Consider the following 13,097-nt stretch of genomic DNA (forward strand, 5'->3'; position numbering starts at 1 on the left):
TTTAAATCGAATGTCGGCCGTGCCCAAATCCTAGGCAAATGGTTGGTTTCGTGCTGAAAGGTTGTGTTGGAAAAGCGGTATTTCTCTCCGGGCGAATATTTGCGGGTAGTCGCATTTTCGACAAAACGAAAGCGGCGGGATTGCTGCCGCCGCTCTCCAGATCGTCAATCAGCGTCGGCTTACGCCTGTTCGCGGCGCGGACCCGGGCGGCCGTTGTTCGGCTTGCGGGCCTGGCCGTTGTTGCCACCTGCTTCATGGCGACCACCGCGGTTTTCACCTGACTTGTGCGGCGGGCGACCGTGGGCGTTGCGACCGTTGCGCGGAGCGCCTGCCTCGTGAGCTGCACCGCCGGCCGGGCTGTGACGCTGCGGCTGCTTGGCGGGACGGAAATCCGAGGTCGAGTTCAGATCGTTGTCGATCTCAGGGCGAGGGGCGCGCTCAGCGGTGCGCTGACCACGGAAGTCGGCGTTGCGATTGTTTTCGCGCGGCTGACGGTCAATCGGACGGTCATGACGTTCGGCACGGAATTCGCGGGCTTCGCCTTCCGGCCGCGGACGACGGGCCGGGCGCCCTTCGGAGCGTGCCTGGCCGGGACCTGCGCCACGACCCTGGCCACCGCCACGATTGCCGGCGCCAGCACCACCGCGGTTTCCACCGCCGCCACGCGCGGGACGACCACGATCAGCAGGGGCTTCGCCGCTGGCAACCGCGATCTCGATGCCCATCAGGCGTTCGATATCGCGCAGGAGGCGAGCTTCGTCAGGCGCGCAGAAGGCAATCGCGATACCGTCGCGACCGGCACGGGCCGTGCGGCCGATGCGGTGGACATATGCGTCGGGAACTTCCGGCAGGTCGTAGTTGTAGACGTGCGAAACGCCGGGGATGTCGATGCCGCGGGCAGCAACGTCAGTCGCGACGAGGACGCGGACTTCACCATCCTTGAAGGACTTCAGTGCACGCTCGCGCTGACCCTGGCTCTTGTTGCCATGGATGGAGGCAACGGCGAAACCGACATGTTCCAGATGCTTCATCAGCTTCTCGGCACCGTGCTTGGTGCGCAGGAAGACCATGGCGCGACCATCCGGGTTGGCGGTCATCGATTCCTTCAGGATCTCGGTCTTGTGGTTCTGGCCGGAAACGAAGTGCACATATTGTTCGACCTTGTCGGCAGCCTTGCCTGGAGGCGTGACTGCGACCTTGACCGGATTGCGCAGGAAGTCGGCTGCGAGATCGGCGATTGCCTTCGGCATGGTGGCCGAGAACAGCAGGGTCTGGCGGTTTGCCGGCACCATCTTCGAGATCTTGCGAAGGTCGTGCACGAAGCCGAGGTCGAGCATCTGGTCAGCTTCGTCGAGGACGAGGTAGGAGACATGGCCGAGCGTCACGGCGCGACGGGCGATCAGGTCGAGAAGGCGGCCGGGCGTCGCGACGAGAATGTCGACGCCGCGTTCCAGCTGCATCTGCTGCTTGTTGATCGATGCGCCGCCGACGACGAGGCCGATCTTGAGGGATGTCTTGCGGACGTAGTCCTTGAGGCTCGCGGCGATCTGGTTCACCAGTTCGCGGGTCGGAGCAAGAATGAGGGTACGGGTGCTGCGGTGCTGCGGCGCCTTGCCGTCCTTCATGAGCATTTCGATGATCGGCAGGCCGAAGGCTGCCGTCTTGCCGGTGCCGGTCTGCGCCAGACCGATAAGGTCGTGGCCCTTCAGAACGAGCGGGATAGCTTCAGCCTGGATCGGAGTGGGAACCTCGTAGCCCTGCTGCGTAAGAGTGGTAACAATCTGTGTGGACAAGCCAAGATCGCTAAAATTCGTCAATTCAATTGCCTTTCGAGGCGCCAAAAACATAAGCGCCGGACTGCGTTTTGCGGTCCGGTCGATTTCTGGCGTCAAGAACCCCGCGTGAAGTGGGAACTTGTAAGTTGGAAAAAAGCTTTCCAGCGCATAGGATTGCCGCATCAGGGCAATCGGTATTTAGAGCGCTTTTGTCCTTCTCTTGCGGGTCGTCTTTTTTTCGCAGGGCACGCTCACGCGGCGGCCGGGAAGGTGAAAGCTGAGCCGCATTTGGGCTTATTCGCGCCCAAAGTCAATAGGCGTTGCGAAAAGACATTCCGAATACGCATAGCCCGCGGTCCGGTGCTTAAATAATAACCCTTTCCGCTTTCAGACCGGGTTCGAGGCAGCTCAGAAATCGGTCGGCACGCCGCCTTCCGCCTTTCGCTTGGCGACGAAGGCGTCGAGTTCTTCTTCTATGGCGGGATCGAGCGGCGGCTTTTCGTAGCGGTTCAGCACGTCCTTGAAGACCCGGTTGGCGTGGTCGTAGGTCGTTGGCCGGCCGGCCTCCGTCCAGGTCTCGTAGTTGCGCCAGTCGGACAAGATCGGGGAGTAGAAGGCGGTCTCGTAGCGGGCAAGGGTGTGTGCCGTTCCGAAATAGTGACCGCCGGGGCCGACGTCGCGCACGGCATCCAGCGCCAGCGCATCTTCGCTGACATCAAGCGGCGTCAGGAACTCGGCGACCATCTGCAGCATGTCGACATCGAGGATGAATTTCTCGAACGATGCCGTCAGGCCGCCTTCGCTCCATCCCGCCGCATGCAATACGAAGTTGCCGCCGCCCTGCGTCAGGCCCCAGAGAGAGAGTGCCGATTCATAGGCCGCCTGCGCGTCAAGCGTGTTCGATGCGTTGGTGTTCGATGTGCGGTAGGGCAGGCCGTAGCGGCGGGCGAGCTGGCCGCCTGCCATCACTGCCTTCATGTATTCGGGCGTGCCGAAGGCGGGTGCTCCGGTCTTCATATCGACGTTGGAAGTGAAGCCGCCATACATCACCGGTGCGCCCTTGCGCACCATCTGGGTGAAGGCGATGCCGCAAAGGGCCTCGGCGTTCTGTTGCACGACCGCGCCGGCAATCGTCACCGGGGCCATGGCGCCGGCGAGCGTGAAGGGCGTCACCACGACGACCTGGTTGCGCGACGACATCTCGATGATGCCTTGAAGCATCGGGCCGTCGAGGCGAAGCGGCGAGGAGGAATTGATAATGGTGAAAAGGGAGGGCTCGGCCTCCATCTGCTCCATAGAAATGCCGCGACCGATACGCGAAATCTCGATGGCGTCGAGATTTCGCTCCCGGCCGAGCGAGTAGCAGTGGAAGGCCTTGTCGGTCAGCTTGACAATATCCGAGAGGCAATCGAGGTGGCGGACTGAGGCGTGGATATCCACCGGTTCGACCGGATAGCCGCCCGTCATGTGAATGATATCGAAGGACTGGGCAAGCTTGATCAACTTGCGAAAATCCTGCTGGTTGCCTGCCCGGCGTCCACCTTCGCGGTCGGCAACGAAGGGCGCGGAAGCGACCTGGGCGAAGACAAGGTTTCTGCCGCCGATCTGAGCGTTTCGAAGCGGATTTCGGGCATGGAGCGTAAAGGTCGAGGGTGCGGACGCGATCATCTCCATGATCAGGCCGCGGTCGAAGCGGACCCGCTCGGTGCCCGGGGTGACATCCGCGCCGGCCGCTTTCATGCGCTCACGCGCCTCAGGCAGGATAATGTCCATGCCGATCTCTTCAAGGATCGTCAGCGATGCGTTGTGAATATCGTCAAGCGCTTCCGGCGACAGGATCTGGGTGTGCGACAGGTTGTTGACCAGATTGAGGTACTTGGAGCCGTTCGACTTGCGGACCCTGTCCCCGCCGCGTCCGCCAGTTCGGCGGCGGCGTTCGACCGGAATGTCGGTCGCTTCAGTCTCGTGCAAGCCCGGTTTTGTCGTATCGTTCATGGTCCTGCTCCACCCTGTTCACTGGCGATGATTCTTCGCAGAATTTAGCTCCGAATGCCGTAGTTATTTGCGACTTACCTTCGGTCCTACTGGGATAGCGCTCAATTTGGGACGGTGAAACAAGGGGGGTGGGTATGGTGAATGATTTATTAAAACTCTCTGTGATAAGCCACTGTAACGTTGCAACGCGAGTTCGCGAGAAGTGAGACATTGTTGACTGCGCGAGGAGAGCTGCTGGAGATCGTCTGCCGCCGGATCGCGGAGCTGGATCGTCCGGCCTACATCAAGAACAGCGACCTGCGCTATGTCGCAGTCAACGATGCCTATGCGCGCTACTTCGGACACCAGATATCCGATTTCATCGGCCAGCGCGACGGCGATCTGTTCGATCCGGCCGACGACCGGGACCGTGAGGACCGGGAACGCCGGGCAATCGTCTTCGGCACTGAGGAAATCGCCACCTGCTTCGATGCCCATCGCGGCAGCCCGTTTCGGCTGCAGATAGAAAGCTTTGTGCCCTCGGAAGATCGTTCCTACGTCTTCGGAATGTTCCTGGACGCCCCGGCGACAGTTGCCCGGACATCCTACGAGGGAGCCGACCCCGGCGGCGATATCGCGCGAATCCGCGAGCGCCTGGAGAATGCACCCCACCCCGTCGGCATCTTTGCCGATGACGGTCGCGCACTTGTAGCCAACGCTGCCTATCGCGCCCAGAAGGCAGCGCCGGCTGTTGCCGGTTCGACCATGGCATCTGCCGAAGACAATGCAACCGTACATTCCATCCTCGCCGAAAGCGCGCTCGACCTGATGGATGTCGGGGTCTGCATCTACAATGAGCGCGACGAACTGATTTACCAGAATGCGCCGTGGCGGGAATTCTATCGCCCGGTTCTCGGCGAAGTGCCGCTCGGCGTCACGCTGCGGTGGATCTGCGAGAGGGTGTTCGATCACTGGCAGCTGACCTATCCCGAGCAGATCACTGCTGCAAGGATCGATCGCGAGACCTGGGTTGCCAGGCGGCTGGAGGCATCAGGCAAGCCGCATCAGGACTCGGTCGAGCGCCTGCTCAGCGGTCGCTGGTTGCGCAGCATCAACAAACGAATGCAGAACGGCCTTTTGGTCGGCCTTCGTATCGATGTCACCGAGATGAAGGAGCAGGAACTTCTCCTGCGCAAGCATGTCGATGAAACTGGACTTTACCGCACCATCCTCGAGGATCTGCCGGTTGCCGCCTTCGTGCGCGACGAACACCATCGTCTGGTCTATGCGAATGAAGCATTTGCCGATATGACCGGCCTTGTGCGCGACGACGTGCTGGGCAAGACCGAGCACGAAATGTTCGACGTAGGTGCTGACAATTTCTATGCTGAGAACGAACGAGTTCTGGTTGAAGGCAGGCAGCTGGAATTCGAGGACGAGGTTGTCGAACCTTCGCGCGCTGTTCATTCCATCATGACCCGCTCCAATCGTGTCGTCACATCTGATGGCAAACGCTATATCGTCGGCTCGATGACCGATGTGTCGGTCCTGAAGCTGAGGCAGGTCCAGCTCATGGAGGCGCAGACCCGCGCCGAGGCGCTGCACCAGGATCTCGACAGCATTCTGCGGTCGATGCCGACCGGCGTGATGATCCTCGACGCAGACTACCATGTCGAATATTGCAACCATGCTCTCTATGATATCTGGAGCCTTCCAAGGGAGCACCGGCTGGAAGGCAGGTCGCTGCGCGAGCTGGTGGCAATGCACAAGGAGGCCGGCACCTACGGTGACGACGCCAGGGACGCCGAGGCAATCTACCAATCGCGACTCGAGGTTTTCTCGACCGCCGGAACACATAGCCAGACTGAGCTGAAATTTGGGGACGGCAAGGTCGTCATCCTCGATTCCCGCCGCATCTCCAATGACCGTCTCCTGCTTGTCTATTCCGACATATCTTCCGTGCGCCGGCAGGAAAAAGAGATCACGGCGGCGCAGAACGCGCTGGAGCAACTTGGGGAGCTGATGAGGGACGCGACGCACGCAATGTCGCAGGGCCTTCTCATTGTTGCGGACGGCATCATCATGCTGACCAACGACGTCCTGCCCGACATGCTGCGCGTTCCACCCGACTACCTGCAAGCGGGAGAAAGTTGGGCCAGGGCCTTCGAGCACTGTGCTGCTCGCGGCGATTTCGGCGACGATCCGGAAGCGCTCCGCATGGCCTGGGGCGAGAGCATCCAGTCGCGAAGGCCGATCTCGACGGTGTTCCGCGTCGCCAATGAGCGCTGGATACAGCTGGAAGCAACGATCAGCGCCGGTGACCGGTGGATGGTGGTGCTGACCGACGTCACAGAAATGAAGGAACGCGAGGCGGAACTTCAAAGGCTGCTTGCCCGCAGCGAAGCTGCCGACAAGGCGAAGTCGGAATTCCTCGCCAATATGAGCCACGAGATCCGCACGCCGATGAACGGCGTGCTGGGGATGGCCGAGCTTCTCGCCAAGACCAGGCTCGATGCGCGCCAGAAGACCTTCATCGACATCATCGTCAAGTCAGGCAATGCGCTTTTGACGATCATCAACGATATCCTCGACTTCTCGAAGATCGATGCGGGCCAGATGAGCCTTCGCAAGATGGCCTTCGATCCGGTCGAGGCAATCGAGGACGTGGCGACACTTTTGTCCTCGCATGCGTCAGAGAAGGATATCGAACTTCTGGTGCGGGTGTCGCCGGCAATTCCCCCGATGGTGTTGGGCGATGCCGGCCGCTTCCGGCAGGTGGTCACCAACCTTGTCGGCAATGCCGTCAAGTTCACCGAACGCGGGCACGTGCTCGTTGATGTCGCCTATAAGACGAATGACGGCGAGCCGATGATCAGCGTGCGTGTCGAGGATACCGGCATCGGCATTCCGGAGGAAAAGGTCGACACGATCTTCGAGAAGTTTTCCCAGGCGGATGCATCTTCGACCCGGCGTCACGAAGGCACCGGCCTCGGCCTTGCCATCACGACGGGACTGGTCGATCTCTTCGGAGGTTATATCGAGGTTGAAAGCGAGTGGGCTAAGGGGTCGGCCTTTACCGTGCATCTGCCGCTGCCGCCGGCCGCAGTGCGCAGCGATCCGAAGTTCGTTCCGGTCAACGTCAAGGGCGCGCATATCCTCGTCATCGACGACAACGAGATCAACCGCCGCATTCTGACCGAGCAACTGGCGATGTGGGGTTTCGACGGCGTTGCAGTCGAGGACGGCCGAACTGGTATAGCGATGCTCGAGGCCGCATTCGAAATGCAGCTGCCTGTCGATGCCGTCATTCTCGACTACCAGATGCCGGAAATGAACGGTGCCGATGTTGCTCGGCTCATTCGCAGCGACAGCCGGTTTGTCGATTTGCCGCTGATTTTCCTCACTTCCATGGATGTCGCCGGTAACGAGAAGGAATTCGCCGCCCTCAACGGACAGGCGCATTTGATGAAGCCGGCGCGCGCCAACGTGCTGCGAAGCACGATCATCGAGGTGGTGCGGACGGCGCGCCAGCCGCAAGGCTCGACGGCAGACGAGCCAGAGGTGGCGCCTAAGGTAACGCCACAGGCGCCCGACCTCGGCTCGGAGGTGCAGGCGACCATCGAAGCAGCAAAGCGCGCCGTGCAGGGCGACGAGAATGCGATCGACATCCTGGTTGCCGAGGACAATGAGGTAAACCAGATCGTCTTCACCCAGATATTGCAGTCGATGGATGTCCGTTTTCTAGTCGTCAAGAACGGCGAGGAAGCCGTGGAGGCCTGGGACAATCTGCGTCCCGCGCTAATCCTGATGGACGTTTCGATGCCCGTCATGAACGGCCTCCAGGCAACTCGGGCCATTCGCCGGCGCGAAATCGAGAAAGGCAGCGGTGCACATGTGCCGATCGTCGGGGTCACGGCGCACGCGCTCGAAAGCGACCGGGAGATGTGCCTGGCGTCAGGGATGGACGACTACATGTCGAAGCCGATCAGCCCCGAGCTTCTGCAGGCAAAGACGGAGCGCTGGCTCGGCGATATCGCTATCGAGGCAGGGCGTTCAGGTTCCTGACGATTGTTTAGTGCCGCAGAGCATTTCCCTCTTGCCGGCAAAGCCCTTGCGACGCTCGACGACATAGCCCGCAGCCTGAAGGTTGCGACGGACGAAGCCGGCCGCGGCGTAGGTGGCGAAGGTGCCATCGGGCGCGCTTTTGTCGTGGATCAGCCGCATCAGATCTTCCGACCACATGTCGCCGTTGCGCGATGGCGCAAAGCCGTCGAGATACCACGCATCAAAGTCCGGATCGGCATTTCGAACTCCATCGATCGCCGGGCCGCAAAGGACGCTTAGCCGTGTCTGCTCGTCGAGATCAAGGGTGACGGCGCCGCTGGGCTCAGTCGGCCAGCTTGTGACCAGCGCCTGCCGTTCGATGTCGATCTCCGGCCAATGGGACAGCGCCCGATCGATGTCCGTGGCGCGCATCGGGTAAAGTTCGAACGACATGAAGTGTAGCTTGGTGCCGGCGGTGCGATGGAGCTTCCACTGCCGCCAGGTCTCGCAGAAATTAAGCCCGGTGCCGAAACCGAGCTCGCCGATCAGGAAATTGTCGCATCCTTGCCATCGCGCTGGCAGGCCGTTGCCGTCCATGAACACATGGCCGCATTCGAGGCGACCATCGGTCTGGCAATAAAAGTGATCGCCAAAGACCTGGGAATAAGGCATATCGCCGTCGCGCCATTCGAGCGGCTGGCTCGCCGATGGGTGCTGCTCTTCGTGAACTGGATCTTTCATGGGAAAAGCCGATAGTCCGGCACGGCCTTTTGGTCAATCGCCAGTTTCCGGTCCATTGTCTGCCGATCTCCTGATCGTCGGCGGTGGCATCATGGGACTGTGGGCAGCGGTCCACGCCGAACGGCGAGGGATAGACACGTTGCTGGTCGAGGCCGGGCGTCTGGGGCAGGGTGCCAGCGGCGGCGTGCTCGGCGCGCTGATGCCCTATATGCCCGATCGCTGGGACAACAAGAAGCAATTCCAACTGGAGGCTCTGGTTTCGCTGGAGACGGATATTGCCGAGCTGGAAGCCGCGACTGACCTGTCTGCCGGCTACCGGCGCACAGGCCGGCTTATCCCATTGCCGAAGCCGCATCTGCGCAAAATCGCCCTTGGTCATCAACGCGACGCCGAGAACAACTGGCGGCATGRCCAAAGTCGCTTCCATTGGAATGTCGTCGACGAGCCCGTCGGTGGCCCCGGCTGGATCGATCCGGCGGCCGGCGAGAGCGGTTTCGTGCACGATTCGCTGGCGGCACGCGTGGCGCCGCGCGGATTGGTTGATGTCCTGCAGACATTCCTTTGCGGCGCACGGCATGTTCGGATCATCGAAGGTCGGGAAATCACCGGCATCGATCCCGGTCGCGGCGTCGCGGTTGCAGACGAAGGCGACATTCGCTTCGGCCACTGCATCCTTTCCGCGGGTCACCGCTGCTTTCCGTTACTGGAGGGGCTGACGGCGGATTTGCAAAAGCCGCTCGGCCAACCGGTCAAAGGGCAGGCTGCTTTGCTGCGCGCCGATGTCGATCCTGCTTTGCCGGTGCTGTTTCGCGACGGGCTCTACGTCGTTGCACATGAGGGCGGATTTGTCGCGGTTGGCAGCACCAGCGAGAACCGGTTCGACGACGCGTTTTCCACCGACTCGCTGCTCGACGGCTTGCTGTCAGCGGTTGGGAATATGGTGCCCGCGCTGTCGGGGGCAGAAGTGATCGAACGTTGGGCGGGGCTAAGGCCAAAGGCGATCGACCGCGATCCGATGGTTGGTGCCCATCCGGACCATCCGGCGCTGATTGCCCTGACCGGCGGCTTCAAGATCACCTTCGGCCTCGCGCATCGGCTGGCCGAGGTTGCCATCGGTGGCATTTCGGGCAGTTCTAGATTTGCCGCAAAAATGCCCGAGGGCTTCACCCTGGCCAATCACATCGGCGTGGCGTCACGTAAAAGTTGAATTCGATATAATGCATATTCAATGGGCTTCGTGAAACTGTAACGCAAATCACCTATCCCCTTGCCGAACGGTACCCGAAGGGATTACCCGCGCCGCGCACGGAGGAGGTCACATGCGATATGCCATCTGCTTTACGCCTACTCCGAGCGATCCGTTGACACTCGTTGCCGCGAACTGGCTTGGGCGGAATGTCTATTCCGGCGAGATGGTCGAGCCGCCGCGTATCCATGGGCTTGGTATCCACGAGGTCGCCTTCCATACGGCGCTGCCGCGTCGCTATGGTTTCCACGCCGTGTTGAAGGCACCGTTCCGGCTTGCCGATCCGACATCGGAGCCCGCCCTGCTTCGCGACCTGATGCGCTATTCCGGCACCTTTACGCCATTCGAACTGCCGCCGCTCGAGATCGCAAGGCTTGGCAACGTCTTTGGGCTGGTGCCGTCGCACCCATCACAGTCGCTGAATTACCTGGCTGCGGCGCTGGTTCAGCAGTTTGATCATTTTCGCGCGCCGCTTTCGGAAGCCGAGATTGAGCGCTGCGATCCGGACGGTCTTTCCGCTCCGCAATTTACCAATCTGCATCGCTGGGGTTGCGCCCATGTGATGGACGAGTTTCGTTTCCAGATGCTTCTGACCGGGCCGGTCGGAACGGCTGACATATCGCGGATGGAGCAGGTGTTGCACGATTTCTTCGGACCCGTGCTTGGCGAGCCGGTGGCGGTGACAAACATCGCGTTGATGATGGAAGAGGGCAATGGCGGCCCGTTCCGCGTCCATTCACTTCATCCTATGGGCAAGGTCAGCGCGCGCAAGATCGCCTGAGCCTTCGCGCACTTTCCGTCTCGACAATAGAGCCCTCGATGCTTACCGTCTCTGCGTATTCGAGAAGGTGGTTTCATGGTGTCCGATACGTATCCCCGCAATCTGGTCGGCTACGGCCGCAACAGTCCCGACCCGAAATGGCCGGGCGATGCACGCGTTGCCGTGCAGTTCGTCGTCAATTACGAGGAAGGCGGCGAAAGCTCCATCCTCGATGGCGACCCGGCGTCGGAAAACCTTTTGTCGGAAATCGTCGGAGCGCAGCCCTGGCCGAACCAGCGCAATCTCAACATGGAATCGATCTATGAATACGGTTCTCGCGCCGGCTTCTGGCGGCTGTATCGATTGTTCACCGGACTGCAGGTTCAGGCAACCGTCTATGGCGTAACTCTGGCAATGGCCCGCAATCCCGAAGCCGTCGCCGCGATGAAAGACGCGGGCTGGGAGATCGCCAGCCACGGTTACCGCTGGCTGGAATACAAGGATTTTCCTGAGGATCTCGAGCGCAAGCACATCCTCGAAGCGGTCCGTCTCCACACCGAGCTGACCGGCGAGCGGCCCTTTGGCATGTACCAGGGCAAGCCATCCGACAACACGCTACGCCTGGTGATGGAGGAGGGAGGCTTCCTTTATTCGTCCGACAGCTACGCCGATGATCTGCCCTATTGGGTCAAGGGCGTCGACGACAAGCCCTTCCTGATCATCCCTTATACGCTTGATACCAACGACATGCGTTTCGCGACGCCCCAGGGGTTCAATTCCGGCGACCAGTTCTTTGCCTATCTGAAGGATGCCTTCGACACGCTCTATGAGGAAGGCAAGGAAGGAAGCCCGAAGATGATGTCCGTCGGACTGCATTGCCGGCTTGTTGGTCGTCCGGGTCGGATCGCGGCGCTCAGGCGCTTTATCGAGTATGTGCAGAAACACGACAAGGTCTGGATACCCAGGCGCATCGAAATCGCGCAGCATTGGCACCAGCACCATCAGCCGGACGTATTGTGAGATGATCACGCGATACGATTTCGTGACGCGCTTTGGCGGCGTCATCGAACATTCACCCTATCTGGCGGAGCGGGCAGTCGACGCCGGCATCATTCCCGAGCCGCTGACGGCGACAGGCATTCATGGCGCGCTGGTCTCGATGTTTCGTGCCGCGAGCCCTGCCGAGCGGCTGGCAGTGCTCCGGGCGCATCCGGACCTTGCGGGCAAGCTCGCGATTGCTGGCAAGCTCACCGCCGACAGCAAGCTGGAGCAGGCCGGCGCCGGGCTTGATCGTCTGAGCACGCAGGAACACGCCCGCTTCACTGAACTCAACAAGGCCTATGTCGCCAAGTTCGGATTTCCCTTCATCATTGCCGTCAAGGGGCTTTCAACGGATGACATCCTCGAGGCCTTCGAAACGCGGATCAACAATGACCGCGACGCCGAATTTTCGACCGCAATGGCGCAGGTGGAGAAAATTGCCCTGCTGCGCCTGCAATCCATGCTTCCGGAGACTTGAATGACTGACAATACCTCGCCCCTGCCGTCTTTCGCAGTTGGCGCTATCAACCTTGCGTCGGCCCGCCTTGGCGCCAAGGGCGTCTTCGTGACCGACGATTTCTTCGCGCCGCTCGACCGCATGCTGCAGGACGTACCGGCGAGCTTCGATCCGGATCTCTATGACGACAATGGCAAGTACATGGACGGCTGGGAAAGCCGGCGAAAGCGCGTTCCGGGGCACGACTGGTCCGTCATCCGCCTCGCCATGCCCGGCCGCATCTTCGGCTTCGACGTCGACACCAGCTATTTCACCGGCAACTATCCGCCCCATTGCTCGATCGAGGCCGCCTTCGTCGCGGATGGTGATCCGACTGACGAAACGCAATGGAGCGATCTTCTGGCAAAATCGGCGCTGGGGCCGAGCGAACACCATTTCTTCGAACTGGCTGCATCGGACAAGGTCTGGACGCATCTGCGCCTGCACATCTATCCCGACGGCGGCATTGCGCGCCTTAGGGTCTATGGCGCTGCCTATTTCGACTGGTCGAAGGTGGGGGCGTCCGACGAGATCGATCTTGCCTATATCTTCAACGGCGCCAAGTCGCTTGCCTGGTCCGACGCCCATTACGGCCATCCCGACAAGATGCTGGGGCCGGGCCGCGGCCTCAACATGGGCGACGGCTGGGAAACCAAGCGCCGACGCGGCCCCGGGCACGACTGGGCGATCTTCCGCCTCGGCCATCCCGGCATCATCAAGCGCGCCATCGTCGACACCGCATTCTACAAGGGTAATTTCCCCGACACCTGCGAGATTCTCGCGGCGAACCTGCCCGGCCATAGCGACAGCTTCAGCGAGGCGGAAATCGCGGCATCCGAAAGCTGGAAGCCGCTGCTTTTTCGCCAGAAGCTGCAGATGGACCACATCCACGAATATGGCAGCGCAGAGCTCGCCGATATCGGTCCGGTCACGCATATCCGCTTTGCCATGCACCCCGACGGCGGCGTCATGCGGCTGAGGTTGTTTGGAAACAAGGCTTGAGCTAGTTTCATGGCGCAA

At 61.0% G+C, this 13,097-nt stretch carries 9 protein-coding genes; 6 read left to right on the forward strand and 3 right to left on the reverse strand.

Annotation, left to right across the window (positions count from 1 at the left end):
• Nucleotides 1–179: 179 nt before the first annotated feature.
• Both AB4Z52_RS02145 and AB4Z52_RS02150 read right to left on the reverse strand, forming a co-directional pair.
• Nucleotides 180–1,847, reverse strand: a complete 1,668-nt coding sequence (locus tag AB4Z52_RS02145; RefSeq protein WP_442216638.1) for a DEAD/DEAH box helicase — start codon at nt 1,845–1,847, stop codon at nt 180–182.
• Nucleotides 1,848–2,183: 336 nt separating this feature from the next.
• Complete coding sequence (locus AB4Z52_RS02150) at nt 2,184–3,770, reverse strand: trimethylamine methyltransferase family protein (protein ID WP_442216242.1); 1,587 nt, start codon at nt 3,768–3,770, stop codon at nt 2,184–2,186.
• 213 nt (nt 3,771–3,983) lie between these two features.
• Between AB4Z52_RS02150 and AB4Z52_RS02155 the strand changes: the two genes are divergently transcribed.
• Nucleotides 3,984–7,814 carry a response regulator gene (locus AB4Z52_RS02155; protein ID WP_442216243.1) on the forward strand — a complete coding sequence of 1,277 codons (3,831 nt, stop codon included), beginning with the start codon at nt 3,984–3,986 and terminating at the stop codon, nt 7,812–7,814.
• Here AB4Z52_RS02155 and mnmD read toward each other — a convergent pair.
• Complete coding sequence (gene mnmD / locus AB4Z52_RS02160) at nt 7,803–8,534, reverse strand: tRNA (5-methylaminomethyl-2-thiouridine)(34)-methyltransferase MnmD (protein ID WP_442216244.1); 732 nt, start codon at nt 8,532–8,534, stop codon at nt 7,803–7,805. The two genes, AB4Z52_RS02155 and mnmD, sit on opposite strands and share 12 nt — an antisense overlap.
• Here mnmD and AB4Z52_RS02165 point away from each other — a divergent pair.
• The 5 genes from AB4Z52_RS02165 (at nt 8,533) to alc (ending at nt 13,079) form a co-directional block, all read left to right on the forward strand.
• Nucleotides 8,533–9,741, forward strand: coding sequence for an NAD(P)/FAD-dependent oxidoreductase (locus AB4Z52_RS02165; protein ID WP_442216245.1), 1,209 nt, complete (start codon nt 8,533–8,535; stop codon nt 9,739–9,741). The genes mnmD and AB4Z52_RS02165 overlap by 2 nt on opposite strands.
• 112 nt (nt 9,742–9,853) lie before the next feature.
• Nucleotides 9,854–10,561 (forward strand): DUF1045 domain-containing protein, encoded by a 708-nt coding sequence (locus AB4Z52_RS02170; RefSeq protein WP_442216246.1) that lies wholly within the window; start codon nt 9,854–9,856, stop codon nt 10,559–10,561.
• A 75-nt stretch (nt 10,562–10,636) separates the two neighbouring features.
• On the forward strand, nt 10,637–11,560 hold the full coding sequence (puuE, locus tag AB4Z52_RS02175; protein WP_442216247.1) for an allantoinase PuuE: 924 nt from the start codon (nt 10,637–10,639) through the stop codon (nt 11,558–11,560).
• A 1-nt stretch (nt 11,561) separates the two neighbouring features.
• A complete protein-coding gene (gene uraD / locus AB4Z52_RS02180) occupies nt 11,562–12,059 on the forward strand; it encodes a 2-oxo-4-hydroxy-4-carboxy-5-ureidoimidazoline decarboxylase (protein ID WP_442216248.1) in 498 nt (165 codons plus the stop codon).
• On the forward strand, nt 12,060–13,079 hold the full coding sequence (gene alc / locus AB4Z52_RS02185) for an allantoicase (RefSeq protein WP_442216249.1): 1,020 nt from the start codon (nt 12,060–12,062) through the stop codon (nt 13,077–13,079). It abuts the gene before it with no gap.
• Nucleotides 13,080–13,097 lie beyond the last annotated feature (18 nt).

It is taken from the genome of Rhizobium sp. 2YAF20 (genome assembly GCF_052114685.1).
In the GTDB taxonomy this organism is placed as follows: domain Bacteria; phylum Pseudomonadota; class Alphaproteobacteria; order Rhizobiales; family Rhizobiaceae; genus Rhizobium.